This window comes from Streptomyces sp. NPDC060064, assembly GCF_042736455.1.
In the GTDB taxonomy this organism is placed as follows: Bacteria; Actinomycetota; Actinomycetes; order Streptomycetales; family Streptomycetaceae; genus Streptomyces.
On the sequence record NZ_JBHWWF010000007.1, the window covers coordinates 58756 to 84442 of the forward strand.

A 25687-nucleotide genomic window follows, 5' to 3' on the forward strand; every position below is an offset into this window, starting at 1 on the left:
GATGGACAGACCGGTGACGACGTTCAGCGAGGGACCGGAAGACCCCTTCGCGGTGCGGCGTGCGGCTTCGGCGGTGCTGGACGACCGCGGGACGATCGTCGGCTGGAGCAAGCGGGCCGAGGCGCTGCTCGGCTACCCGCCGGAGGAAGCCCTTGGGCGGACGGCGCTCGGTTTCCTGGTCGACCCCCGCGAGAACGACGTCGTCCTGGACGCCGTGGCGGCGTGTGCACGCGACCGGGGCTGGTTCGGGGTGGTGCCCGTACGGCACCGCGACGGTCATCGTGTGGAGCTGGGGTGCCGGGCCCGGGCGATCACGAGGGGCGACTCCCACTGCGAGTGGTTTCTCGTCGCTGCGCCGGCCGAGGAGGTCGTCCAGTGGGAGACGGACCGGTCGGTCCTGGACGGGTTGTTCCGCCGCTCCCCGATCGGTCTGGCCGTCTTCGCCCCGGACCTGAGCATCCTGCGGGTGAACCGGGCGATCGCGAGGTTCAGTCAGATACCGGTCGAGGCGCACCGGGGGCTCCGCACCGGCGACTTCCTCATCCAGCGGGACTCCGAAACAGTGGTGAACCAATTGCGGGAGGTACTGGAGACGGGCCGGTCCTCGATCTCCACCGAGCAGCCCTGCGTCCTGCGGCGGGACCCGGACCATGAGCTGTTCGTGTCGATATCGGCATTCCGGATGGAGGACCCCTCCGGACGGATCCTCGGCGTGACACAGACGGTCGAGGATGTGACCGACCGGTATCGGGCCCGCCATCGGCTCGCGCTTCTCAACAAGGCCAGCGCCCGCATCGGGACCACGCTGGACGTGGCGAGGACGGCGAGTGAGCTGGCCGAGGTTGCGGTCCCGGACCTCGCCGACTGCGTCTCCGTGGACCTGCTGGAGCCGGTGGCCCGCGGCGAAGAGCCCAGCCAGGAGGTACTCGGAACCGTGCGCCGCATGGCCATCCGCAGCATCATGCCGGACACGCCGGAGGTGATGTATCCGGTGGGCCGCACGATTCACATCCCGCCGGCGAGTCTGCAAGCGCGGTGCTTGGCCGCGCGGCGTCCGGTCATCGACGCGCATCAGGAAGGCGTTACCGGATGGCTCTCCAAGGACCCGGAGCGTGCTGACCGCGTCCTCAGCCTGGGTGACCCCTCGCTGATGGTGGTGCCGCTGGTCGCGCGGGGGCTGGTGCTGGGTCTGCTCAGTCTGTGGCGGTGGCGACGGATCGATCCGTTCGAGGAGGACGACCTCACACTCGCCGAGGAGTTCGCCTCCCGCGCCGCGGTCTGCATCGACAACGCACGCCGCTACACCCAGCAGCACGACACGGCGCTCACCCTGCAGCACAGCCTGCTCCCGCACGAGGTGCCCAGTCACCCGGCGGTCGAAATCGCCCACCGCTACCTGCCGGCCGACGCCACGACCGGCGTCGGTGGTGACTGGTTCGATGTCATTCCCCTCTCCGGGCTTCGCGTCGCCCTCGTCGTCGGCGACGTGGTCGGCCGCGGTATCAACGCGGCGGCCACCATGGGCCGGCTGCGCACTGCCGTACACACCCTGGCCAACCTCGACCTCGCCCCGGACGAGGTCCTCTCCCACCTCGATGATCTCGTGGACCGCCTGGCCGCCGAGCAGGAGCCGAAGAACGAACATTTCCCTCAAGTCATTGGCGCAACCTGCCTGTACGCGGTCTACGACCCGGTTTCGAGGCACTGCGCCCTGGCCCGCGCCGGTCACCCGCCGCCGGCGGTGGTGGACCCGGACGGGCAGGTGCGCCTCCTCGACCTACCTGCCGGTCCGCCGCTCGGTCTGGGAGGGCTGCCGTTCGAGGCCGCCGAGCTGGAACTGGCCGAAGGCAGCCTCCTGGCCCTCTACACCGACGGCCTCATCCAGGGCCACAAGCGAGACGTCGACGAGAGTTTGGCGGCTCTGTGCGGGGCGCTGAGCGTGCCTGCCCGCTCGTTGGAGGACACGTGCAGCGCGGTGGAGGACGCGTTGCTGCACGACCGGCCGACCGATGACGTTGCCGACGATGTGGCACTGCTCCTCGCCCGTACCCGCGTCCTGGCCAGGGAGATGGTGGCCGCGTGGGAGCTGCCCGTGGAGCCCACCGCCGCCGCTCAGGGCCGCATGCTGGTGGCATCCCAGCTGACCGAGTGGGGGCTGGAAGAGATGGTCTTCACCACCGAGCTGATCGTCAGCGAGCTGGTCACCAACGCCTACAGGTACGGGGAGGGGCCGATCGGCCTACGACTCATCCGTGACCGCCACCTCATCTGCGAAGTGTCCGACACCGGCAGCACCTCGCCGCACCTGCGCCGCGCCCGCACCACCGACGAGGGCGGTCGCGGACTCTTCCTGGTGGCCCAGCTCACCGAGCGGTGGGGCACCCGGTACACGCGTGACGGCAAGACCATCTGGGCCGAACAGCCGCTGCCCGCCCCGTCGGCGACGTGAGATCTCCGCTGATGCCTATCGTGGAAAAGTCGCACGATCGAAGCGACGCGGTACTAGGCGGGAAGCAATGATGCGGGAATCCGGGATCGACTATGAGGCCGTTTTCCATACCTTGCCCAGCGCGGCGGCGCTGCTCACTCCGCAGCTGGTGTACGCCGACGCCAACGAGGCGTACCTGCGCTTGTCAGGCCGCGCACGGGAACAGCTGCTCGGGATGCATCTGTTCGACGTCTTCCCCGACAATCCCGACGACCCCGACGCGTCCGGCATGCGCAACCTGAAGGCGTCACTGCTGCGGGTGGTGGAGTCGGGTACGCGCGACAGCATGGCGCTGCAACGCTACGACGTCGAGGCACCCGACAGGCCCGGCGTGTTCGAGGAGCGGTACTGGAGCCCGGTCAACGCCCCCGTTCTCGATCCGGACGGAAAGGTCGTGCTGATCGTGCACCGGGTGGAGGAAGTCACCGAGCTCATCCGCGCCCGCTCCCGCCAGGATGCAGGGGACCGCCATCAGCTGATGGAGGCCGAGCTCTACACCCGCGCCCGGGAACTGCAGGAGGTCAATGAACGACTGCGCCAGGCACACGCCCGCGAACGGCAGGTCGCCCTCGCCTTGCAGGAAGCGATGCTGCCCGCACCGCGGCCGGTCGGCCATCACCGGGCGGCGGTGCGCTACCGGCCCGCCGTCGGCGCTCTGAACGTCTGCGGCGACTGGTACGACCTGGCCGAGCTGCCCGGCGACCGCATCGCTGTCGCCGTCGGCGACGTCGTCGGCCACGGCCTGCCCGCAGCCGGCGTCATGGGACAGCTGCGGAGCGCCCTCAGCGCCGCCGTATGCGTCGCCGACGGACCCGCGACGGCGCTGGACGTCGTCGACCAGTACGCCCGCTCCATCGAGGGTGCCGAGTCCACCACAGCGGTCCAGGCCATCGTCAACTGGGACAGCCACACCATCACCTACAGCAGTGCCGGCCACCCGCCGCCCGCGCTGCTCCATCCCGACGGCACGGTCCGGTTTCTCGACCGGGCCACCGACCCCCCGCTCGGGGCCCGCCCCGAGCATGTCCCCCGCCCCCAGAGCGACAGCGCCTTCATCGACGGTGCCAATCTCGTGCTCTATACCGATGGACTGATCGAACGCCGCGGTGAAGACATCGACACCGGACTCGCCCGCCTCACCGAGTGCCTCACCCGGCATCCCGCAGCCGATGCCGATGCCCTCGCCGATTACCTGCTGTCGCAACTGATCCCACCCGGCGGGAACACCGACGACACCGCTCTTGTCGTCATCCGTCTCTGAGCCCCGGCCCTTCTCAGAACGGACGCCCGCCCCGCTGCGGGTGTCGGCGGGGCGAGCAGGCCGCCGCCCTATGCCCTGACACGCTCCGCGACCGCCTGTATCCGCCGCCTTCCCACGACGCTGCCCAGCCAGCCGAGCAGGAAAGCGGCCGGCATCGACACGAGGACGACCGTCTGGAGCGGGAACCAGTTGAGGTGCCAATTCGGGAAGAACGCCCAGGGGTTGCCCGAGAAGACCGGGCCGGATATCTGCAGCCCGATGGCACAGCACAGGCCTCCATACAGTGTCCAGAACAGCCCAGTTCGCGTGTAGCCGCTCCAGAAGAGCGAGTACACCAGCGCCGGCAGCAGGCAGGAAGCAGCCACCGCCAGAGAGAGAGCCGACAGGAAACCCATGTTCCATCCCTGGACCCAGACCGCCAGCCCGATGCTCAGGACTCCGACGCCGGCGGACGCATAGCGTGCGGCGGCCACCTCTCGCCCCTCGGTCGTGCGCCCACGGAACAGGACATGCGTGTACAGGTCGTGGGCGATCGCCCCGGCGGCCGCCAGGGTGACGCTCGCAACCACCGACAGCGTGGTGAGGAACACCGCGGAGGAGACCAGGACGACGAGGAGTGCCCCGCCCGTGTGGATCGACGAGCCGCCCGCCAGTTCGCCGGTGAGCATCAGCAGGCTGCTGTTGCCTCCCGGATCCGCGGCCAGGATTACCGGGGCGCCGATCAACGCGGCGGCCGCGAATCCCGTCATCGCTGTGGCGAGGCAGAAAGCGCCGACGATGCCGACGGTGTGGCGCACCGTACGGCGTGCGGTGGCAGCGTCGGGAGCTGCGTTGAGTTGCATGGCCACGTGGGGCATGCAGGCCACACCCAGCACGATGGTGATCATCAGGCCGACGAAGTCGAGTGTGCCTCGGGGGCTGGTGCTGCCGGCGAATCGGAGGCCGGGACGCATATAGATGGCCGGGCGGCCACTGCCCTTTCCGGCGGCGTCGATCAGGGAGTCGCTGCTCCAGTGAAAGCGATGCAGCAGCACAGCTGTTACAGCCACGGCCATGCAGAGCAGCACCACCGTTTTGATCACCTGAAGTGCCACGGTTCCGCGCATACCGCCGAACGCTGTGGCGCAGACGACCAGTGCGCCGATCATGACGATGGCTGTCTGTTCGGCGCCCGGCCCGGACAGCCCCAGCAGCATCGCGGTGGTCGCTCCCGCACCTGAGAGTTGCACGACCAAGTAGGGGACGCATGCACTCAAGGTCACGACGGCGACCGCCATCCGTACCGCGGGCCCTGGAGCCCGCAGAGCGAAAGTGTCGCCCAAGGTATAGCTGCCGCGCTCGCGCAGGGGGGCAGCCAGCAGGAGGAGCACGCCGAGTGAAAGTACGGTGCACAGGGCGATGAACAGACCGTCGTAGCCAAAGATCGCGACGCTTCCCGTGGTGCCGAGCACCGTGGCCGCGGACAGGTAGGCCCCGGACAGTACGAGGGCTCCCCGCACCGGCGGCAGCCGGCGGCCTGCTGTGTAGAACTCGTTGACACGGTCCCTCTCAGGGCCGCTGAGAACGCAGATGAACAGTATGGGGACGATCAACGTCAAGAAGCCCACGAGAACCAGGGAGCGCGTGTCCGTGTCCAGGGTGCCGGGCACAGCGAGCAGGACGTCAGAAGTCATCAGTACTCCACGTCCTGTTCGTTCGGTACGAGTTCACCGGCACGCCGGTCGTACCGCGCCGCCGTCCACAGCAGGAGGGCCCCCTGGAGAAGGACTGCCAGCACGCCGCGGGTGATCTCTCCCCAGACGCGGGTGGCCATGAAGTCGGCGGCAGAGCAGGCGAGCAGCAGATGTACGCCGAAGGTCAGTCCATTGATCACGGCGAAAGCGACACCTGGACGACGCGGCCGTGGTTGATGATGCAGCGGGGCGGCGTGTTGTTGAGCCATGACGTTCTCCTGGCGGGCAGGGATGAGGGCGGATCACCTCAGTGCGGGGCTCACCAGAACACGTGCGGCCATGGCCGGTCCACGCGCTGTGCTCGCCCTGTTGTCCGCTCCCAACGCCGGCAGGGGGTCACTGTGCGGATGCCCATTCAGCCATGCCGTGCGAGCCCGGCGCCGCCTGCGCCGACGCCCATCGCCAGGGACGAGCATCCGACGTCAGACGGACGGCAGCGGGTTCCCTTCGTACGGAGTGCCAAGTACGGCGGCTGGTCCGAGCAGGCGGTGCGCGTCGAGCGCGAGGGTGAGTTGCACCAGATCACGGGGGCGGGACAGAGCGAGTCCGGTGATCTGCTCGATGCGGCGGAGACGGTTGAGCACGGTGTTGCGATGGCAGAACATGTGCCGGGCGGTCTGGACGGCGGAGCCGCCGTTCTCCATCCAGATACCGAGGGTGTCGAAGAGCGTGTCGCGATCGGCGGGTTCAAGGTCGTACAGGGGCCGGAGCACCTGGTGGGCCAGTTCGGCGGACAGATCGGGCCGTGAGATCAGGAGCCCGTCGGGCAGGCAGGAGTCGAGCCGGGCTATGTCACCGTCGGCCCGGCAGGTGCGAACGGCGAGTTCAGCCATGTCACGCGCACGGGACAGGCTGTCCAGACCCTGGACGACCGGGCTGATCCCGATCCGCAGCCCGGGACCGGCGGCCAGACCGGAGGCGAACACGTCCAGGGGACGGTCCCCCAGGTGGGCGACGAGCACATCGCCCTGGGGGCGGGTGTGGCGCAGGATCCGGATGCCGCGCACCTCCGGAACGGTCTTGGGCGCGCGGCCGTACGGCGGTGTGGCCCGTACCGCCGCTACCGCGAAGCGTCCGCCGAGCGGCAAATCGAGGATCGCCGCTGCGTCCCGGGTGAACTCGGGTTCGCTGCGGTTCTCCAGCAGGGCGGCGAGGACCAGGCGGACGCGTTCACCGTGCCGGCTGGCGACGCCTTCGGCGACCTGCCGGTAGGCGTCGGCGACAAGAACGGCGTCGCGGTCGTTGCTCTTCCACACCAGCTCGGCCACGTGTACCAGTTGGCGCGAGTCGCCGAGTCCGTCCCGCTCCACCACGCTGATGATCCCGCCCCACACCTCCGAACCGGCGACACGGAAGGCGTGCAGCACCTCGTCGAGAGGACGGCCCTGTTGGGCGCGTCTTATGCCGAGCTCTCTTGTGTAGCGCTCGACGCCCACGATCCTGGTCGGATCCAGGCTGGCTTCCAGCCCGTGGCGCACGCCGGTGCCCACGGATTGCCTCAGGTCGGGCGGTGCCAGCACCAGGTCGGCGTAGTACGGCACCTCGGCGCGGATCTTCTCCACCACGCTGTCGGCGAATTCCGTGCCACGCCCCAGAAGGTGCCGGCAGGCACGGTCGAAGAGCTGGAGAGGAGAGGAATCCGTGATGCCATCGATCAGCGGGCCGCTGACGACTGCGTCGTGGGTGCGAGGACTGGTGTGCATGGACCCTCCAGGTGGACGGGGCGTGCGAGAACACCACGGCGAGCCGCCATGTCGTGAGCTGGACGGGCCGTGCGACCTCCACCGGGTCAGCCGCCGGTGCGCGGAAGCAGGCGGCACCTTCCAGGAAGCCACCATGCTAAGCAGTTGGTTAGCTCGGGGCGAGGGCTCAGCCAAACCGTGATGATTCCGCGCAGGTTGCGGCGCCGACGGAGGCCGGATGACCGTTCGTGTCGTGCTCGCCGACGACCAGCCTCACCGCCGGTCCGGCGACGACCCGCGTCCTGGTCCTGGCCACCTTCGACGAGGCCGAGCACGTCTACGGCGCGCTCCGCGCCGGCGCGAGCGGATTCACGGTCAAGGACATGACACTGAACGACATCCTCGCGGCGATCCGCGTGGTCGCCGCCGGTGACGCGCTGATCGCGCCCGGTGTCATGCGCCGTCTGATCGCGGGCTTCGTTCAACGCCCCGTTCCCGCCGCGGAGCGCTCCCGGCGGCCGGTCGCGGCCGTCACCGAGCGGAAACAGGAGGCACTGACCCTGGTCGGACGCGGCCGGTCGAACGACCTTTCGCTGTTTGCGATCCGCACATCGTTGGTCGGCAGCGCTCCGTTGCCCCAGGTGCTGGACGAGCTCGGCACCGCGGACCAGTATGAAGCCTGCCTCAGTAGCCACCCCGGATGGCCGCGGTGCCCATGAGTCATACTGCGGCGCGGACCGCCACGGACGCGGATGCACTGTGACACCCCGGGATGTCCTCGTCCTGTCCTGGCAGTTGGACCTTGCTCGCTCTCAGGAGGAGACCCACCAGCCGTGACCCCACACGACGAGACCATCGGCTCCCCCGGCGAGCGAAGGGTGCAGAAGCAGTTCGGCACCGCCGACCGCGCAGCCGACTTCTACGACCGGCAGCTGCATGACGTCCTCACGCCCCCCATGCGGGAGTTCATAGCCAGTCAGACCATGGTGTTCCTGTCCACAGCCGACGCTGGCGGCGCCTGTGACTCCACCTTCCGCGCCGGGCCGCCCGGGTTCGTCATCGCGCTTGACGACCGCACATTGACCTACCCCGAATACCGCGGCAACGGCGTACTGGCCAGCGTCGGAAACATCACCGAGAACCCTCATCTCGGTCTGCTCTTCATCGACTTCACCCGACACCACATAGGCCTGCACGTCAACGGGTCGGCCGAGCTGCGCACCGAGCAGGAGCAACGAGCCGAGTACCCCCGCCTCCCGAGGGACACAGCACCCGGCCGACAGCCGCAGATGTGGATACACATGACGGTCGAGGAGGCGTATGTCCACTGCTCCAAACACATCCCCCACCTGGAACCCGCTCCACGGCCGCGCGCCTCGGAAACGCATCGCCCCAAGGATGCCGAGTACTTCACCGAACGCGAGCCCGCTTACCCCGCGGCGTCCGGAGCCGACTCCGGCGAGAGCACTGCGGGATCCCGGCGGCTCCGTCGCCTGTGGCTACGGCACTGACGGAGGACGAGCCGGACCCTCTTGCAGAACGTTTTCGCCACGTCTTCGCAGTCGCGCCGGCCGGCGACTCACCGGTCAGGCACCTTTGTTGCCCCGAGGGCACGCTATGCGCCGGGCCACTGGCCGGCTGGACGGACGATGCCCAGCAGCAACAGCACCAGCTCGTCGACGACCTGGTCGAGCGTCGCGTCCACCCAGCCGGCCCTCCAGTCGTGCAGGAGACCGTTCACACTTCCGATGAAGGCCGCCGCGGGGACCCGGTAGTCACGCGGCGCGGCCTCACCGCGCTCGACCGCCGCCGCAGCTTCCGCGCAGATGAGATCCACCCAGCGGGAGCGCCGGGCAAGACGCTGCTCCTCCAGCCGCGGACTGACACCGATGATCTCGACGAAAGTGATCCGGATACGGCGTGGGTCGCCGGTGACGTTGGCGGCGTAGGCGCGGAAGGCCGCCGCGGCCCGCTCCGCGATCGGAAGACCGTCGACATCTGCGAGCGCGGCCAGGGCGGCCTCCTCCGCCCAGTCGTTGACCTGCAGGTGCAGAGCGGCGAGCACGTCTTCGAGGGTGCGGAACTCTTCGTAGAACTGACGCGTGGACAGTCCCGCGGCCTCGCTCAAAGCGGCCACGGTCGTGGCACGGTAGCCGGGGCTGTCGCCGAAGAGCTGGAGTCCGGCAGCGAGGAACCGCTGACGCCGCTCGGCCTGCCGTTCCTCAGCGGACCTGCCCGCGTAACGGCCAGTCGGTTGTCTGAGCCTGCCCGCCACTGACCCTCCCTCGTCGGTCGGCACCATTTTCTCGTGTCGTGAGCCTTGTGGAGTGTCCCGCCCCTCGTTACTTTCCAGTAGCCCAATCTGAATGGTCGCGTATTCAGATTGGGCGGGGCCCAGCTGTCCGCTCAAGCCGCGGTCGAAGCTCAACCCACCTCGCTCCACTGCGACGTCCGGCACCGCAAGCACCACTTCCGCACCACGAGGTCCAACTCGCCCCCCACGGAAGGAACGACGATGTCTCTGCCCACAAGGCGGCGTTCACAGCGGATCGTCTCCATACGTGTCCTCCAGCGCTCCCCGTCCCTGCGCTCGCTCAGCGCTCTCGCCGCGGCCTTCACCATGGCCGTCGCAGGCTCCGCGACAGCGGCCGCCGCGCCGACCGCCCCTCGAGCAACGCCCGGCACCGCCGCACATGTCGGCGCCGCCGACCTCAAGGAGGTGATGTTCGTGGGCAACAACTGGGACGGCACCGCCGACGTCATCGCGTCCCACGGCGACTTCGCCAGGATCGGCCGCATCAACGTCATACCGGACAAGGACCAGCGGCTCGCGGAGATCTACCTCAACCCGGTCAAGCTCATCTACTTCCTCGGCATCCGCAACGGCCCCGGCGAGGGACACGACCAGTTCGTCGACGACATGTACTCCACACCGGACGGCTCAGCGATGGTCGTCTCCCGACCGAGCTTCGCCGACGTCGTGTCGATCGATCTGGCCACCGGCCGGATCAACTGGCGCTTCCCCGTCTCCGGATACCGCTCCGACCACATGGCGGTGTCCCCCGACGGCACACGCGTCGCCGTCTCGGCCTCGACCTCCAATACCGTCCATGTGCTCGACATCCGGACCGGCAAGCAGCTCGGGTCGTTCAAGACCGGCGACAAACCGCACGAGAACATCTTCACCGACGGCGGCAAGTACCTGTGGAACATGTCGATCGGCGAGGTCAACACCGCCCTCGACGACCCCGTAATGGACTGGACGAAGGGCGACCGCCGCATCACCGTCGTCGATGCCACCACTTTCAAAGAGGTGAAGGTCATCGACATGCGCTCGCGACTCGACGCCTTCGGCCGCAAGGACCTGTCCGACGCGGTCCGCCCCGTCGCCTTCACACCGGACCAGTCCAAGCTCTACTTCCAGGTCTCCTTCTTCAACGGCTTCCTCGAGTACGACGTCGCATCCGACCGGATCACCCGGGCGAAGACGCTGCCGAAAAACCCCACGACCAGCGAAGACCGCACCACATGGGTCAACGACTCCCGCCACCACGGTATGTCGATGAACTCCGCGGGCGACAAGCTGTGCATCGCCGGGACCATGGACGACTACGCGACGATCGTCGACCGGGCCTCGCTCCAGGAGGGGCCGCTGGTGCCGGCCTCTAAGCCGTACTGGGCGACCGTGAGCGGCGACGGTGCATCCTGCGTCATCTCCGAGAGCGGCGCCGACCGCGTCACCGCGATCGACTTCGCCACCGGCAAGAAGGTCGCGTCCGTAGCGGTCGGCGACCACCCGCAGCGTGTACGCATCGCCCATGTGGCAGCCGACTGGGCCAGCCCTTCCACGGGCTGATCGTCAGCGCCGACGAGCTGGTCCGCGTCTGCCGTCCAGGCGGAACGTGGTCAGTTGGCCTGCTCCGGTTGTGCGCCCTCCGGGGTGGCCGTGACGGTTTCAATTGGAATGCGCCTGGTCAGCACATCGTCGAAGTTCGCGTTCTGATACACGTCGCTGTGGTTCTCCTGTGCCTCGTGCGCCGAGGGTGCCAGCCAGCCGCCGTGGACGGCGAGCGTGTCATGCGTCCCGGGTATCGAGAGGCTTCCCAGGCTCAGCCGACTGGATGCGCCGCCCACCCACTCCGGATGGCCCGGGTGTACCGGGTGGACTGCGAGTGAGCCAATGGGACGGCGCAGCCGTCGGCCGGCGGCTGCGCCGTTACGAACCCGATCAGGTCACCGATCTCGTCAGGGAGTTGCGGTGGGGTCGATGCCGAGCACCACAGTGCCGATGACACCCTGGCTGAGCGTGCTGCCGACCAGGGTGATGGTGAGCAGCGTCGACGACCCACCGTTGCGGTAGATGCCGTCCTGGGCGTTGAGCGTGCGGCGGGCGGTGTTGGTCCGGTACGGGGTGAGGGCGGCGACCTGGGTGTTGTAGTTCTCGGGGAAGTACAGCTGGCCGGTGTGGGAGACGTGGCCGCCCTCGTACGTGCCGCCGGAGACGGTGCCGCCGACATGCGTCTTGAGGTGGATGTGCAGGGCGCGGCCGACGTACCAGCCGGGGTAGATGGTGGTGAACTCGGCGACACCACTGGAATTGGTGAGCTGAACACCGCGCAGGAAGGTGGTGTCCGGGGTCGAGCCCCCGGCGACGTAGCCGGAGTAGATCCCCCGCGCGTCGCACTGCCATATGTCGACGGCGACATCCGTGAGCGGGGCGCAGGTTCTGGTGTCGATCACCGTGGTGCGCAGGGTCAGCGGCACTCCGGGTTTACCTTCGGTGACGTTCTTGCGGACCGTCTCAAGGTCCAGGTAGTAGGGGCCTTCTGTCTGTTCTGGAGTCAGTACGCACGCGGCTTCGAGCTTGGCGGCCGCCGGTGCCTGTTCACTTTGCGGGCTCGTCCCGAGCCCTTCGGGGGCCGCGAGTCCTGCGGCGGCCAGTGACAGTGCGGTAGCGCCGAGTCCGGTGAGAACTGCGCGACGGGATGCGTTCTCGCAGCCGTTGGACGGCTCGCTCTGGGGGTGGGGGGATTCACTCATGGACCGAAAAGGTAGGCGCATGCCGTGTGCATGACAAGTACGTCTTTTGGCCACAAACGATTTCTGCGGTACGGGCCCGCCGCCGACGTAGCGGTTGAGTGCGGACGCTGTGCGGGCGAGCCTGCCCGGCGGTGTGCCAGTCGTCCAGACCACATGGACGTTGCCGTCTGTCGGGGATCACCATTCGGCGTTGGGCTGCTCGGCCTTGAAGCAGGGACTGACCCGCAGAAAGGGGTGCCCGGTCGGCGCCCACCTATAATTCGAATCCGAACAGCCGCGATCATTCGGAGGAGGGTTCGTGCCTGGTCAGCGATCCATCACTGAGACCGAGCGGATGGTCCGGGCCAAGCTGGGCGACACGCCGATCCGGCACGAGCAGATGGCCATGGTGGGCAACATCCACCGCGCGGCCGCGGCGGTGCGCCAGCATGTGGAGAACTCCGTGCTGCGCGGCTCCGACCTGACCTGGACCGGCTTCGTCGTGCTGTGGGTCGTATGGATCTGGGGCGAGATGGAGACCCGCCAGGTGGCCGAGGAAGCGGGGATTTCAAAGGGAACGCTGACGGGCGTCGCGCGCACCCTCGAGTCGCGGGGACTGGTCAGGCGCACCGAACACCCCACCGACGGCAGGCGGGTGCTGCTGGCCCTCACCGACAAGGGCGAGGCGCAGATGCACAGCCTCTTCCCGGAGTTCAACGCCGAGGAGGCCTTTGTCGCCGAGCAGCTCAGCGACGAGGAGTGCCTGCAGACGGCGGACGCGCTGCGCCGCGTCGTCGTGCAGATCGAGGCACACGGCGAGGAGCGGCGGATGCAGCTGCTCGACGGGGCTCCCCCGGTACGGCGGCGCAGTGGGCGGCGCCCGAAGGCGTGAGCGCACACCCCCGGGCCTGAGCACGCACGCCCCCAGGCCACAACGTCCCGCAGTCTCACGACCCCCCGGCCTCACCGTCCCCCGGCCTCACCGCCCCTCCAACCTCACCGCCCCTCCGGCCCCAAGTGCGGTCGGCCCCTTGTCGGCGCAGGCCCAGGTCCATATCGTTTGAACTCAAACGGATGAGAGGAGTAGGGATGATGCTGAGCCTCACCCCTGACGAACTTCTGCGCCGGGCCAAGGAAATGGAGCTGCCCGCGCAGCACCACATCGACGGCGTCGACGAGCCCGGAGGCGGCTCGACCTTCCCGGCCGTGTCGGGGTGAGACGTGCACCGCGCCGTCCCGGCTGCTGGTGCACTCCTCCATCGCGGAGCAGATCACCGACGCCGTCGTCGAACGTGCGGAGGCTCTGCGCGTGGGCGACCCGCTGGACCCCGGCACCGAGATGGGCGCCCTGGTCGGCGAGGGCCACCTGGGCCGCGTCATGGACCACATCGGCGCCGGCGTCGTCGAGGGTGCACGGCTGCGCACCGGAGGGGCCCGCACCCTCGCGGCGACCGGTGGCAGCTATCTGGAGCCAACGGTCTTCGACCTGGTGCAACCCACAATGCGGCTCGCCCGCGACGAGATCTTCGGTCCCGTCCTGTCGGTGCTCACGTTCGACGACATCGACGAGGCCGTCGCGCTCGCCAACGCCACCGACTACGGCCTCGCAGCAGGCCTCTGGACCAGCGACCTCACCACCGCCCACCGGGTCTCGCGCGCCCTCAGGGCCGGCACCGACTGGGTCAACTGCTACGAGGAGGGTGATCTGACCGTTCCCTTCGGCGGGATGAAGCAGTCCGGCAACGGCCGCGACAAATCCGCCCACGCCCTCGAGAAGTACACCGAGCTCAAAACGACCTGGATCCGGCTGTGACAGCCCCAAGACCCCTGATCGCGGTCCCCGCCCGCTTCGCCGCCTCCACGTCCGCGCTGCGGTACGCCGCCGAGGTCAACGCCCGTGCCCTCGTCGAGGCGGTGTGGCGGGCGGGCGGGGAGCCCGTGACCATCCATCCGTACGCCCCCGGAGGCATCGCCGATCCGGCCGGGGTCGCGGCCCGACTGGCCCGGTTCGACGGCGTCCTGCTGCCCGGCGGAGGCGACCTCGCCCCGCACCGCTACGGAGACCCGGGCCGGCACGACAGCGTGTACGACGTGGACGACGAGCAGGACGGCTTCGACCTCGAGGTCGCCCGTCAGGCGCTGCGTACTGCTCTGCCGCTGCTCGCCGTCTGCCGGGGGCTCCAGGTCGTCAACACCGTGCTCGGCGGCACTCTGCACCAGGACATGGGCGGTCGCGAGCGCGAGCACCGCCATGTGGTGCACCCCGTAGCGCTGCGGCCCGGTTCGCGGATCGCGCAGATCACCGGTGTCGAGAAGACCGAGGCCTCCTGCTATCACCACCAGCGGGTCGACCGACTCGGTGAGGGGCTGCACATCACTGCCACGGCCGCCGACGGCACGCCCGAGGCCCTGGAACTCACCGGAACACAGGGCTGGTTCGCGGCTGTGCAGTGGCATCCCGAGGACACCGCACGCGAGGATCCCGTCCAGCAGCGGCTCTTTGACGCGCTGGTGCGGGCTGCCGGCGACTTTCTGTGAAAAAGTAAAAGATGTGGGGCCGGATCCCTGATGATCCGGCCCCACACCTCTTGCTCAGCGGCTCAGCCCCGCCTGGGTGGCCTGATGGCGCGGAACTCCCAGTCACCGCCGAGCGCGGTGGAGAGCACCTCCTCCGACTCGGTGGGCTGCGCGCCGACGTCCGCGCGGATCTCGGTCGGGCCGCTGACGATGTGGTTGGTGAGCCGGCCGAGGCCTTCGACCTCCACCTCGACGACATCGCCGGGCTTGACGGGCCGCGAGTTTGCCGGCGTGCCGGACAGCAGAACGTCGCCGGGGAACAGGGTGATCGTGCGGGCGATGTCGGCGACGAGATAGTGCATGTCCCACTTCATCTCGTCGGTCGAACCGTCCTGGACGACGTCGCCGTTGACGTATGTACGCAACCGCTTGCCGTGGAAGTCCCAGTCGGTGACCAGGCCGGGGCCGAGCGGACAGAGGGTGTCGGAGCCCTTGACGCGCAGCATGGAGCCGGCGTCGGTGTCGCGGAAATCGTGCAGGCCGTAGTCGTTGGCGACGGTGTAGCCCGCGATGTACTCCCCCGCCCGGTCCGGCGCGATGTTGCGGCAGGTCCGGCCGATGACGATGGCGACCTCGCCCTCGTAGTTGAGCCACTTGCAGCCCTCGGGGCGTACGACTGCGCCCTGGTGGGCGTTGAGCGACGACGTCGGCTTGTGGAAGTACGTCGGTGTGTCCGGGAGGCCGATCCGGAACTCGTCGACCCGGCTGCGGTGGTTGAGATGGACCGCGACGATCTTGGACGGGACGACCGGCGGCAGATGCTGAGCCTCGTCGGCCTTGACCCGGCGGCCGTCGCCGGCGACCAACTCGTCGCCGTCACGGACGGTCTCAACGACGGCGCCGTCGAGGAGGATGCGGCGGTACTCGGACGTCTCAGCCATGTCAGCTCTCCTGGTCGGCGTGCGGGTCGCGGTGGTGGTGCGGGTCGTGGCGCAGGCCGGGTGCGGCGTTGGGGGTGCCGGTCCCGGTCCAGCCGTCGGCCGGGCGGTCGAACCACAGATGCGCCTGGCCGGTGCCGATGGCGTTCTCGTACTCCCCGTACTGCCGGGCCGGGGCGATGCACTCACTCCCACCGAGGGCGCCCGCCATCATCAGATAGTGGAAGAACTTCGCCTCGGGCCTGTGCTTCCAGAACTCCGGCATGGTCTCAAGGACCTTGGCGTGGCGGCCTTCCTTGAACCAGGCAATGCGCTCGTAGTCGGCCTCCCGGGCCCCGGCGCTGAAGACGTGGGAGGGGTCGCTGGGCTCGTGGTCGCGCAGCTCCCGCAGCGGCCAGAAGGTGTGCGACAGGGCGCCGGAGGCGATCAGCAGCACCTTACGGCCGGGGGTCGCGGCGATGCCGTCGGCGAGGGCGCGGCCGAGCCGCAGGTGGTCCTGCATATCGCCGGTCTGGCAGACGCCTATGGTGACCCAGCGCTTGTCGGGCAGGCCTTCGCCCAGGTACTTCCACAGGTTGATGGTGGCGTAGTAGATCGGCAGATAGACGTCGTCGATGGCGGTGATCCAGGTGCCGTGCTTCTCGGCGAACTGCGCGACGTTGTGGGCGAGTTCGGGGTCGCCCGGGAAGTCGTACGGCATACGGCGCATCCCGCGCGGCAGCTCTTCGGAGGTGAACAGGCCGGCGCGGCGGTCCTGGGCGGTGATGACGAACTCGACGGTGGTTGCCCAGTGCGAGTCCAGGACGACGACGGTGTCGTAGTCGGCGGTCTCGAAGACGTCCCGGCGCAGCTGCTGAAGGCCGGTGACAAGGGTGATCTCCTTGCCGTCGTTCAGCTCGAACCGGTCCTCCTGCGAGAGCACGATGGTGGGGACGTGCGAAAGCAGTCCCGCACCGACGATCTCACCCATGGTCCTGCCATCCCTTCGGTGCCGTCACGCTGTTCTTGATGTCGCAGTAGAAGTCGAAGCTCCACGTGCCGCCCTCACGGCCGATACCGGAGTGGCGGGAGCCGCCGAACGGCGCCTGCAGGTCTCGTACGAAGAAGCAGTTGACCCAGACCGTGCCCGCGACGAGCTGTGCGGTGACGCGCTCGGCGCGCCCGCGGTCGCCGGTGACGACGGTGGCGGCGAGGCCGAAGCGGGTGTCGTTGGCGAGGGCGACCGCTTCGTCCTCGGTGCCGAAGGTCTGCAGAGTCAGGACAGGGCCGAAGACCTCCTCCTGGACGATCTCGCTGTCCTGCGCCACGTCTGCCAGCAGCGTCGGCCGGTAGTAGAGGCCGCCCAGCTCGGTGTTGGGGCCGCCGCCGATGACGGCGCGTGCGCCGGCCGCGAGCGCCCGCTGCACAAAGCCGTCGATCTTCTCCAGCTGGCGCAAGTGGATGTTGGGGCCGATGCCGGTGGCCTCGGCGCGTGGGTCGCCCTGCCGGAGCTGTTCGGCTTTGGCCACGAAGCGCCGGGTGAACTCATCGGCGATCGAGTCCTCGACGAGGATGCGGGTGGCGGCCAGGCACACCTGTCCGGCGTTGTCGTACTGCTCCACGGCCAGGTCGACGGCGAGGTCGAGGTCCGCGTCCGCGAAGACCAACAGGGGTGATTTGCCGCCCAGTTCGAAGCTGGCGGGTGTCAGGTTGACGGCGGTCGCGGCGGCAATCGTACGAGCCGTGGGCACCGAACCGGTGAAGCTGACGCGCCGCACGTCCGGGTGCGAGACAAGAGCGCTGCCGGCCTCGGAGCCGTACCCCTGGAGGATGTTGAGGACGCCGGCCGGGAGTCCCGCCTCGGCTGCGATGTCCGCGAGCAGGGATGCGGTGAGCGGGGACCACTCGGCGGGCTTGAGGATCACCGTGTTCCCGGCGGCGAGAGCCGGGGCGATCTTCCAGGTCGCGAGCATCAGCGGCGCGTTCCACGGCGTGATCAGGACGCAGGGGCCGGCCGGGTCCCAGGAGACGTGGTTGGTGTGACCGCGTGTGTCGAAGTCCTCGTGGCCGAGCCGCAGCAGCCAGTCCGCGAAGAAGCGGAAGTTGTGCGCGACGCGCGGCATGACGCCGCGGCGGTGGGAGCGCAACAGGGCGCCGTTGTCATGCGTTTCGACGATCGCCAGGTCCTCGATGCGTCTCTCGACGCCGTCGGCGATGGCGTGCAGGATGCGGGCGCGTTCGGCTTGCGGGGTGCCGGCCCAGGCGGGGAAGGCGCCCTTGGCGGCGGCGACGGCCGCCTCGGCCTCCGTCGCCGTGCCGCGGGCGATCTCACCGAGCGTGCCGCCGTCGATGGGCGAGACGTCGGTGAAGGTCTCGGCGGAGGCAACGCGCTCGCCGCCGATCCAGTGCCGGGTGTCGACGGCGACGCCGGCGACGGTGGTGATGTGTCCGGTCATGTCCAGGTGCTCCAGGTGCTCCAGGGGCTGCAGGTGCTGCACAGGTTGCGATGAGGAGTGCGGGCGCCGCTGGAAGAGGAGCCTCGCCGGTGTTTGAGGCGCGGGGTCCGGGGCGGAGCCCGTCCTGCGCGGCAAAAGAGGGGCGGGAGAGCTTGCCGCAGGCGCCTACTCGGCCCGGGACGTGCCGGACTCCAGCACATGCCCGCCGTCCCAGACCGCCCCCACCTGCCGGTAGTACGCCGCGATCGGCTCCCGTACCTCCAGCCGCGCCAGTTCCTCCGTCGGCGCCTCGAACAGCTCGAGCTCGGCCTCGCCCCGCCATGCCTGCCCTGCCTCGAAGGACGCGGCGCCGGTCTCGATGAGCTCGTCCAGCGCGAGCCCCTTGCCCTTCTCGACGGAGGGGAGCCAGCGGTGGTGGGCCATGGGGTGTCCGTTGACGAACCCGTTCGTCTCCGACTCCTCCCGCAGCGTCACCACGGCCTGCGCGAGGCGCCGGTCGGCGGCGGCGAGCGTCGCCCCGAAGCGGGCGCCGGCCTCGATCCGCGGGGCGGGCCCGTACGGATGCGGACGGGTCTGATGGATCGAGCCGAGCTTCTTCGGGTAGCCCTGGTGCAGCCCGCGGGCGATCGCGAAGTCCTTGTCGACCCAGATGTAGACGCAGCGGGAGTACGTTCTCCCCCGGTAGGAGCAGCGGACCACCGCGAAGGCCTCCTTGTACTGGGAGCGCACCGGGTCGAGCAGTTCCTCGCGGGAGCCGGAACAGGACTGCCAGTCGGCCCAGATGAGGGCGACCGCACCCGGGTCCTCGTCGGCGAGCTCCAGCGGTTCGGGGAGCAGTTCGCGCACCCGGGCGGGATCGGTGCGGTACTCGACGGTGAGGAGGTCCCCGGAGTAGTGCCATGGGGGCGAGGGAATGAGTGATGAGTTGCCCGTCGCCGTCTTGGGGTGGAAGTAACCGCGCGTCAGCGACACGATGTCTCCTCGATGGGTGGGGCAGCCAGACATTGAATTCGTTTGGATCCAAATAACAGTCTCACCGCACCCTCCGTCAACCCCGCCCATCACCCGATGCACTTCCGCCGGAACGGTCCGCGCGGGAGGCTTGCCAGGGAGGGCCCCACAGAATACGTTTGACCCCAAACGGAACGCGGGACGACCGGAAGGGGCACACAGTGTCCACCCACCCCTCCCCCACACATCCGGGCGCCACACCGGAGGAACTCGCCGCTCTCGCGGACGAGCTCTCCGCCCAGGGCATCGATCTCGTCCGGGTGCTGTGGAGCGATCTGCACGGAGTCGCCCGGGGCAAAGAAGTGCACGTCAGCGAGTTGTCGCGGTTTGCCGGGCCCGGCCTGTCCTTCTGCCAGGCCGTCATGGTCACCGACCTCGGCGGAAACCCGCTGGCCCTGTCCGAGAGCTCGGGAAGCGGCTGGCCCGACGCCCATGCCCGGATCGACCCGACCACGCTCGCGATCCCCGGCTACGCGCCCGCAACCGCGTTCCTGCTCGCCGACGTCACGGACTCGTCGGAGAACCACGCCCCGTTGCATCTTGACCCGCGCGGGCTGCTGCGCACCCAGGTCGACCGGCTCGCCCGCCGCGGCCTGAACGCCGTCGCCGCGCCCGAGCTGGAGTTCTATCTGCTGGCCCCGGATCCGGAAGCGCCGCACGGCTGGCGGCAGTACTCCGAGCACGACAGCGCCGGATACGTGGTCGGAGCTGCGTACGACCCCGACTCCCTGCTCCCGCTGCTGATCCGCGAATGCCATGCGCTCGGGCTGCGCGTCCAGACCGGCAACCAGGAGTTCAGCGGCGGCCAGTTCGAGATCAACCACACGCACGGACCGGCGCTCGAGGCCGCGGACCGGGCTTTCCTCTTCAAGTACGCCGTGAAAGAGATCGCGGCGGCACGCGGTCTGCGGGCCACCTTCATGGGCAAGCCCTTCGCCGACAAGGCGGGCAGCGGACACCACGTCCATGTGTCGCTCGTGGACGACGATGGCGGGAATCTCTTCGCCGATCCGTCGGGCGAGGGCGGTCTCAGCATCCTCGGACAGTCCTTCCTCGCGGGCGTGCTTGAGCACGCACCGGCGCTCACCGCCCTGCTCAACCCCACCGTCAACGCCTACAAGCGGCTTGCCTCGCCCGACTCTCTCGCGCCCACCACCGCCAACTGGGGCTACGACAACAGGACCGCTTACGTACGGATCCCGCCCGAGCGTGGCCCCGGCACCCGGCTCGAGGTTCGCGTCGCTGACGGCGCCGCAAACTCCTACCTCGTCATCGCGGCCCTGCTCGCAGCGGGACTGGACGGAATCGATCGCGAACTGGTTCCGCCCCCGTCCCTCACGGAGAAACCGCGCACCGAGGGTGTACCGCCGCTGCCGTCCTCGTTCGGCAGTGCTCTCACCGCCCTGGAGGAGGACAAGCTCCTCGGCGAAGCACTCGGGCCCCGCTTTGTCGAGGTCTTCATCGCCCTGAAGCGCCAGGAACGCGCCCGTTTCGAACGCGCGGTCACCGACTGGGAGTTCCGCGAGTACGCACGCATGCTCTGACCACTGCATGAAGGGAAACACATGGACCTGCAGCACTGGCTCCGCGAAGCGGCACGAGCCAACCAGGAGTGGTCGGCAGGCTTCGGCTCGTACACGACGCACCCGTCACTCGCCGTCGAGGACGATCGATTCGCCGAAGTTTTCGGGGAGTTCACCGAGCGACTGAAGGACAACTATCCCTTCTTCCACCCGCACTACGCCGGGCAGATGCTCAAGCCCCCGCACCCGGCCGCCGTGGTCGGCTATGTCACGGCCATGCTGATCAACCCCAACAACCACGCGCTGGACGGCGGTCCGGCCACAGCAAAGATGGAACGCGAGGTGGTCCAGCAGCTGGCCAAGATGTTCGGCTTCGGCACACATCTCGGCCATCTCACCACCAGCGGGACCGTCGCCAACCTGGAGGCACTCTTCGTCGCCCGCGAACTACATCCCGACCAGGGCGTCGCCTACAGCGCGGAGGCCCACTACACCCATGGCCGGATGTGCGGCGTCCTGGGTGTCGAGGGGTACGCCGTGCCCACGGACGACCGTGGCCGAATGGATCTGGACGCCCTCGAAGAGCTGCTGCGCACGGGCCGCGTCGGCACGGTCGTACTCACCACGGGCACCACCGGCCTCGGCGCGATCGACCCCGTCCATCAGGCGCTCGCCCTGCGGGAGAAGTACGGGGTACGCATCCATGTCGATGCCGCCTACGGAGGCTTCTTCACGCTGCTCGCAGGCGCCGAGGGAACGGCCGGACTGCCCGATGCCCCGTGGCGCGCCATCGCCCGCTGCGACTCGGTGGTGGTCGACCCGCACAAGCACGGGCTCCAGCCGTACGGCTGCGGCGCGGTCATCTTCGCCGACCCCGAGGTGGGGCGCTTCTATCTGCACGACTCGCCGTACACGTACTTCACCTCCACGGAACTGCATCTCGGCGAGATCAGCCTGGAGTGCTCCCGCGCCGGCGCCTCGGCCGCGGCCCTCTGGCTCACCTTCCAGCTGCTGCCGCCCACGACCGAGGGCCTGGGCAACGTCCTCGCCGCCGGCCGCCGCGCCGCCCTGCGCTGGTCGGAACTGATAGAGGCTTCGGACGCCCTGGAGCTGTACCAGTCCCCCGAGCTCGACATCGTGTCCTACTTCCCCGCGACCGACCCCGCCGCCCTCTCCGCCATCGACACGGCCTCGGAACGCGTGCTCCAGCAGGGCATGACCGAGCAGGACCCGGTCTTCCTCAGCACTCTGCGGGCAGATGCCCGCGCCTTCGCGGCACGCCACCCCAAGGTGACCATGGACGCGGACGGGGCGCGCATCCTGCGCAGCGTGCTGATGAAGCCGGAATCCGAGGACCATGTGCAGCAGTTGCACGCCCGGCTGGAGCAGCTCGCGCGACAGTCCTAGACGCCGCCGACGTGCTGCGTCCGACGCCGCCGTACGACCGACCTCCTCGGCGGCGGTAACCGGTGCAACGGCACTGGCGCCTCGGGTTGGTCCTGACCTATTGACGGTAGGTCTGGACCATTTTACCGTGTGGTGACATCACCTCACGCGATCCTCCAGGCCTGTCCCGGTCGCGCGCCCCCATCACCACCGTGGTTCACCAACTCACCCGGAGCCAGGCCGTCATGGACGACTTCGTCGATGCGGTGGCGGCCAGAAGCGGCGAGAAGGGAGCACGGCATGACCGGTCGGAGGTTACGTCTGCTGGGGGTCGGCCTGGCGATGGCTTGCCTCGTGCAGGTACTGGTCGCCGCGGCGCCGAGTTCACCGAAGGCTGCCACATGTGCGGTCAAATCGAAGCCCTCGGGCAAGGTGCTCCAGGGGTACTGGGAGAACTGGGACGGCGCGGCAAACGGCGTTCACCCGCCGTTCGGATGGACTCCGATCACTGACACCCGCATCCGTGATCACGGCTACAACGTGGTCAATGCGGCCTTCCCGGTGATTCGTTCGGACGGCACTGTCCTGTGGGAGGACGGGATGGACGCGACGGTGAAGGTAGCGACCCCGGCCGAGATGTGCCAGGCCAAGGCAGCCGGTCTCACGATCCTGATGTCCATCGGCGGTGCGACGGCCGGTATCGACCTCAGCTCCAGCGCCGTCGCCGACCGCTTCGTCGCGAGCGTGGTGCCGATCCTGAAGGCGTACAACTTCGACGGCATCGACATCGACATCGAGACGGGCCTCGTCGGCAGCGGCAACATCAACCAACTGTCGGCCTCGCAGGCCAACCTCGTTCGCATCATCGACGGCGTGCTTGCCCGGATGCCCTCGAACTTCGGCCTGACGATGGCGCCCGAGACGGCCTACGTCACTGGAGGCAGCGTGGCATACGGCTCGATCTGGGGCGCGTACCTGCCGATTGTGAAGAAGTATGCGGACAACGGCCGACTCTGGTGGCTGAACATGCAGTACTACAACGGCAGCATGTACGGGTGCTCCGGCGACTCGTACTCCGCCGGCACGGTCCAAGGGTTCACCGCGCAGACGGACTGCCTCAACAGGGGGCTGGTCGTCCAGGGCACCACGATCAGGATTCCCTATGACAAGCAGGTTCCGGGGCTGCCGGCGCAACCGGGCGCCGGGGGCGGCCATATGTCGCCGAACCTGGTGTCGCAGGCCTGGAACAACTACAACAACGGCCTGAAGGGACTCATGACCTGGTCCATCAACTGGGACGGGTCGAAGGGCTGGACGTTCGGGAACAACGTCAAGGCTCTCCAGGGCCGCTGAAGTCGGCGTCGGGTGAGCGCCGCATGGCACCGGTGCGCGGCCTCAGCAAGCTCGCAGCCGGCCCCGGCCGCCTCGAGGGCCGCTGCCGCCGGGCCGCATCCGGCTGCGAGTCGGCGGCGCTGTGCGGCAGGCGACGGCTACCAGTCCTTTTCGACGCCACCCATCTTGGCACCGGCGACGACGCTCACCCGGCCCGTGTCGTCGTAGACGTCCTGACGCCACTTGGCGAACGCATCGGCCAATCGCTGCATGTCCTCATCCGATCCGAAGCCCGCCTGCATCACGATCTGCGCCTCGTTCCTGTCCCCCACCTTGCGGATGATGACCTTGCCGGCCATGGGTGACAGGACGTCGTCGGTCCTGACGCTGTTCGAGGCGAGATAGCCGCGGAAGTCGGCCTTCGCGTCGTACCAGCCCGCCATCTGCTCCTCGGAGGTCAGAACCGGCTCACCGTCGCCCTCGGTCGTCAGGTCGGGCTGCTCCGCTCCGGACTCGTCGGTCGTCTCATCCGTGCTCCCCTCGGTCGCTCCCGACTGCCCCTGAACGGAATCGCCGGCCACCACTTCGCCCGGCCCCGGCCGCTCGTGTCCGCACGACACCAACAGCCCGCAGAGCAGGACCACCACTGTCGTGGCCCCCGCGCGGCGCACACTTCGGCCAGTCGTCATCAAGACCCCCCGGTTCGCGTACTGTTCCCCGCTGTCCAGATGCATACGACGCCGGTTCCGTTCCCGGTTCTCGGGAGATCCATGAGATCCGGGTGGGCCTGCTGTCCTCACGGCAGCGGATGGCCAAGCTTCCCGAGGAGCTCACCCGCGTCGCCTGCCCAGACCCCCCTCGCAAGCGCCCGACGCCGACTCGAGGTCGGACGGGCCGGCACGGGGGCATTCGGACCGCCGCTGAGACCCGAGCGGCACACCAGCCACGCCATACGGTCCGCGTGCCTTCGGGCGAATATCGCGCCAGAGGCGTGGCACGAAGGGCCCTCGGTGGTACGAGCTTGTGGATGTCCAGGCCATCGGATCCGCAGTCCAGCAATCCGGACCCCGGCGCGCCGTCCGCCGGGCGCCGGCGCCGGATCCGTACGGCGTCGCGTCAGGCGTTGCGCGGCATCACCGCGCCTCCGGCCGGGAAACCGGGCGGCCGACGCCCGCTGGCCCGCTCCCGGCCCGGCGGCGAGCCGCGGGTGTCCCCCGCTCTGCGGACGGCTGCCGCGTACGCCTGGCGGATCCTCGTGGTGGGCGCGCTCGTGTACGCCTGCTTCTCGGCTCTGGGGCGGTTCCACGAGATCGCCCTGGCTGTCTTCCTCGGCATGGTCATCACCGCGATGCTCCGGCCGGTGGCCGACCTCCTGGGGCGCGTTGTGCCACGACCGCTCGCCGTCGCCGTTTCCCTGATCGGCGGCATCGTCCTCGTCCTGGGGGTCCTGGCGCTGGTCGGCAACGCGGTGGCGAGCGAGCAGGCCGGGCTGGTACGGGAGTTCCAGGCCGGCTTCGGCAGGATCCAGCGCTGGCTCCAGCAGCCGCCGTTCCGGCTCGACCCCAAGGCACTGACCGACATCCAGTCCCGGATCGGGCAGTTCCTTTCCAGCCACCGGGCCACTCTCATCAGTACGGCACTCAGCGGCGCCGGCCGGCTGGTCGAAGTCCTGACCGTGTTCGCCCTGGCCCTGTTCTCCTCGGTCTTCTTCATCCACTCCGGCGACCGGCAGTGGGGCTGGTTCTGCGACCAGCTTCCGCCGACCGCACGGGACCGGGTGTCGATCGCGGGCAGCGCGGCCTGGCGGACCTTCACCGGGTACACGCACGGCATCGTGCTGGTGGCAGGGACCAACGCGATCCTGGTCGGCGTAGCCCTCTTCGCTCTCGGCGTGCCGCTCGCGGTCCCGCTGGCTCTGCTGGAGTTCTTCGCCGCCTTCATTCCGCTGATCGGCTCACCCATCGCCCTCGCGGTCGCCGCCGTGGTGGCCCTGGCGGCCAAAGGCCCGCTCATCGCGGCCATGGTCGTCGCCCTCATCGTGATCATCGGGCAGATCGAGGGCCATCTGCTGCACCCGATCGTGATGAGCTGGGCCGTTCGGCTGCATCCGGTGGTGGTCGCGCTCACGGTCATCGGCGGCGCCGTGGCGGCCGGAGTACTGGGGGCCGTGGTGGCCGTGCCGATGGTGTCCGTCCTCTGGTCGGTCCATCAGGCACTGCGCCGGGCGCGCGAACCGGATCCGCTGCAGAACCCGGCCCCCGGCGGAGGGACGGGTCCGTAGGGCGGGGGCCCCCCGCCAGGGGGGGGCCCGGGGGGCCCCCCCCCGGAAACCAACCCGCGAGGCAACAGGGCCCCCGAATGT

The 25687-nt window shown here is 69.0% G+C and carries 23 protein-coding genes and 1 pseudogene; 13 read left to right on the forward strand and 11 right to left on the reverse strand.

Translation table 11 applies throughout. From position 1 onward, the window contains the following. Position 1 precedes the first annotated feature (1 nt). Both ACFWDI_RS11310 and ACFWDI_RS11315 read left to right on the forward strand, forming a co-directional pair. Positions 2 to 2449, forward strand: a complete 2448-nt coding sequence (locus ACFWDI_RS11310) for a SpoIIE family protein phosphatase (RefSeq protein ID WP_385303007.1) — start codon at positions 2 to 4, stop codon at positions 2447 to 2449. Positions 2450 to 2519: 70 nt separating this feature from the next. Beyond that, a complete protein-coding gene (locus ACFWDI_RS11315; protein ID WP_385303268.1) occupies positions 2520 to 3749 on the forward strand; it encodes a PP2C family protein-serine/threonine phosphatase in 1230 nt (409 codons plus the stop codon). Positions 3750 to 3817: 68 nt separating this feature from the next. Here ACFWDI_RS11315 and ACFWDI_RS11320 read toward each other — a convergent pair whose 3' ends face one another. From ACFWDI_RS11320 to ACFWDI_RS11330, 3 genes are all read right to left on the reverse strand, one after another. Then, entirely contained in the window at positions 3818 to 5422 is a 1605-nt protein-coding gene (locus ACFWDI_RS11320; protein WP_385303008.1) for a cation acetate symporter, read from the reverse strand. Further along, positions 5422 to 5622 (reverse strand): hypothetical protein, encoded by a 201-nt coding sequence (locus tag ACFWDI_RS11325; protein ID WP_385303010.1) that lies wholly within the window; start codon positions 5620 to 5622, stop codon positions 5422 to 5424. The genes ACFWDI_RS11320 and ACFWDI_RS11325 overlap by 1 nt, the downstream gene beginning before the upstream one ends. A gap of 282 nt (positions 5623 to 5904) precedes the next feature. Continuing rightward, positions 5905 to 7185, reverse strand: a complete 1281-nt coding sequence (locus ACFWDI_RS11330; protein ID WP_385303011.1) for a PucR family transcriptional regulator — start codon at positions 7183 to 7185, stop codon at positions 5905 to 5907. Positions 7186 to 7412: 227 nt separating this feature from the next. On the opposite strand from ACFWDI_RS11330, the gene ACFWDI_RS11335 reads away from it, so the two are divergent. Beyond that, entirely contained in the window at positions 7413 to 7883 is a 471-nt protein-coding gene (locus ACFWDI_RS11335; RefSeq protein ID WP_385303012.1) for a hypothetical protein, read from the forward strand. A gap of 114 nt (positions 7884 to 7997) precedes the next feature. Then, on the forward strand, positions 7998 to 8675 hold the full coding sequence (locus tag ACFWDI_RS11340) for a pyridoxamine 5'-phosphate oxidase family protein (RefSeq protein ID WP_385303013.1): 678 nt from the start codon (positions 7998 to 8000) through the stop codon (positions 8673 to 8675). Positions 8676 to 8779: 104 nt separating this feature from the next. On the opposite strand, the gene ACFWDI_RS11345 is transcribed toward ACFWDI_RS11340, so the two are convergent. After that, positions 8780 to 9439 carry a TetR/AcrR family transcriptional regulator gene (locus ACFWDI_RS11345; RefSeq protein WP_385303015.1) on the reverse strand — a complete coding sequence of 220 codons (660 nt, stop codon included), beginning with the start codon at positions 9437 to 9439 and terminating at the stop codon, positions 8780 to 8782. Between the two features lie 345 nt (positions 9440 to 9784). On the opposite strand from ACFWDI_RS11345, the gene ACFWDI_RS11350 reads away from it, so the two are divergent. Beyond that, positions 9785 to 11020, forward strand: coding sequence for a YncE family protein (locus ACFWDI_RS11350; protein WP_385303269.1), 1236 nt, complete (start codon positions 9785 to 9787; stop codon positions 11018 to 11020). A gap of 50 nt (positions 11021 to 11070) precedes the next feature. Here the strand turns inward: ACFWDI_RS11350 and ACFWDI_RS11355 are convergent, their stop codons facing one another. Together ACFWDI_RS11355 and ACFWDI_RS11360 are read right to left on the reverse strand one after the other, a co-directional pair. Next, positions 11071 to 11298: a hypothetical protein gene (locus tag ACFWDI_RS11355; protein WP_385303016.1), complete on the reverse strand. Its 228-nt coding sequence runs from the start codon at positions 11296 to 11298 to the stop codon at positions 11071 to 11073. A 111-nt stretch (positions 11299 to 11409) separates the two neighbouring features. Continuing rightward, positions 11410 to 12204 carry an intradiol ring-cleavage dioxygenase gene (locus ACFWDI_RS11360; protein ID WP_385303018.1) on the reverse strand — a complete coding sequence of 265 codons (795 nt, stop codon included), beginning with the start codon at positions 12202 to 12204 and terminating at the stop codon, positions 11410 to 11412. 298 nt (positions 12205 to 12502) lie between these two features. Between ACFWDI_RS11360 and ACFWDI_RS11365 the strand changes: the two genes are divergently transcribed. From ACFWDI_RS11365 to ACFWDI_RS11380, 4 genes and pseudogenes are all read left to right on the forward strand, one after another. Next, a complete protein-coding gene (locus ACFWDI_RS11365; protein WP_327327707.1) occupies positions 12503 to 13075 on the forward strand; it encodes a MarR family transcriptional regulator in 573 nt (190 codons plus the stop codon). A gap of 197 nt (positions 13076 to 13272) precedes the next feature. Beyond that, on the forward strand, positions 13273 to 13401 hold the full coding sequence (locus tag ACFWDI_RS11370; RefSeq protein ID WP_385303020.1) for a hypothetical protein: 129 nt from the start codon (positions 13273 to 13275) through the stop codon (positions 13399 to 13401). After that, positions 13394 to 13996 (forward strand): annotated as a pseudogene (locus ACFWDI_RS11375) (aldehyde dehydrogenase family protein); the annotation flags it as partial. The gene ACFWDI_RS11370 and the pseudogene ACFWDI_RS11375, both read left to right, overlap by 8 nt. Further along, positions 13993 to 14721: a gamma-glutamyl-gamma-aminobutyrate hydrolase family protein gene (locus tag ACFWDI_RS11380; protein WP_385303023.1), complete on the forward strand. Its 729-nt coding sequence runs from the start codon at positions 13993 to 13995 to the stop codon at positions 14719 to 14721. The pseudogene ACFWDI_RS11375 and the gene ACFWDI_RS11380, both read left to right, overlap by 4 nt. A 62-nt stretch (positions 14722 to 14783) precedes the next feature. Here ACFWDI_RS11380 and ACFWDI_RS11385 read toward each other — a convergent pair whose 3' ends face one another. The 4 genes from ACFWDI_RS11385 to ACFWDI_RS11400 form a co-directional block, all read right to left on the reverse strand. Continuing rightward, positions 14784 to 15641, reverse strand: coding sequence for a fumarylacetoacetate hydrolase family protein (locus tag ACFWDI_RS11385; RefSeq protein ID WP_385303025.1), 858 nt, complete (start codon positions 15639 to 15641; stop codon positions 14784 to 14786). Position 15642: 1 nt separating this feature from the next. Beyond that, positions 15643 to 16608, reverse strand: a complete 966-nt coding sequence (locus ACFWDI_RS11390) for a 3,4-dihydroxyphenylacetate 2,3-dioxygenase (protein ID WP_385303027.1) — start codon at positions 16606 to 16608, stop codon at positions 15643 to 15645. Continuing rightward, positions 16601 to 18073, reverse strand: a complete 1473-nt coding sequence (locus ACFWDI_RS11395; protein WP_385303028.1) for an aldehyde dehydrogenase — start codon at positions 18071 to 18073, stop codon at positions 16601 to 16603. Before ACFWDI_RS11395 ends, ACFWDI_RS11390 begins: the two co-directional genes overlap by 8 nt. A 165-nt stretch (positions 18074 to 18238) precedes the next feature. Then, positions 18239 to 19045, reverse strand: a complete 807-nt coding sequence (locus ACFWDI_RS11400) for an acetoacetate decarboxylase family protein (protein ID WP_385303030.1) — start codon at positions 19043 to 19045, stop codon at positions 18239 to 18241. A gap of 200 nt (positions 19046 to 19245) precedes the next feature. On the opposite strand from ACFWDI_RS11400, the gene ACFWDI_RS11405 reads away from it, so the two are divergent. From ACFWDI_RS11405 to ACFWDI_RS11415, 3 genes are all read left to right on the forward strand, one after another. Then, on the forward strand, positions 19246 to 20628 hold the full coding sequence (locus tag ACFWDI_RS11405) for a glutamine synthetase family protein (RefSeq protein WP_385303033.1): 1383 nt from the start codon (positions 19246 to 19248) through the stop codon (positions 20626 to 20628). 21 nt (positions 20629 to 20649) lie between these two features. Beyond that, positions 20650 to 22014 (forward strand): pyridoxal phosphate-dependent decarboxylase family protein, encoded by a 1365-nt coding sequence (locus tag ACFWDI_RS11410; RefSeq protein ID WP_385303035.1) that lies wholly within the window; start codon positions 20650 to 20652, stop codon positions 22012 to 22014. Positions 22015 to 22293: 279 nt separating this feature from the next. Further along, positions 22294 to 23346, forward strand: coding sequence for a chitinase (locus ACFWDI_RS11415; RefSeq protein WP_385303037.1), 1053 nt, complete (start codon positions 22294 to 22296; stop codon positions 23344 to 23346). A 137-nt stretch (positions 23347 to 23483) separates the two neighbouring features. On the opposite strand, the gene ACFWDI_RS11420 is transcribed toward ACFWDI_RS11415, so the two are convergent. Then, positions 23484 to 24014, reverse strand: coding sequence for a hypothetical protein (locus tag ACFWDI_RS11420; RefSeq protein ID WP_385303039.1), 531 nt, complete (start codon positions 24012 to 24014; stop codon positions 23484 to 23486). Between the two features lie 338 nt (positions 24015 to 24352). Here ACFWDI_RS11420 and ACFWDI_RS11425 point away from each other — a divergent pair, with 338 nt between their 5' ends. Beyond that, positions 24353 to 25606, forward strand: a complete 1254-nt coding sequence (locus ACFWDI_RS11425; protein WP_385303042.1) for an AI-2E family transporter — start codon at positions 24353 to 24355, stop codon at positions 25604 to 25606. Positions 25607 to 25687: the final 81 nt, after the last annotated feature.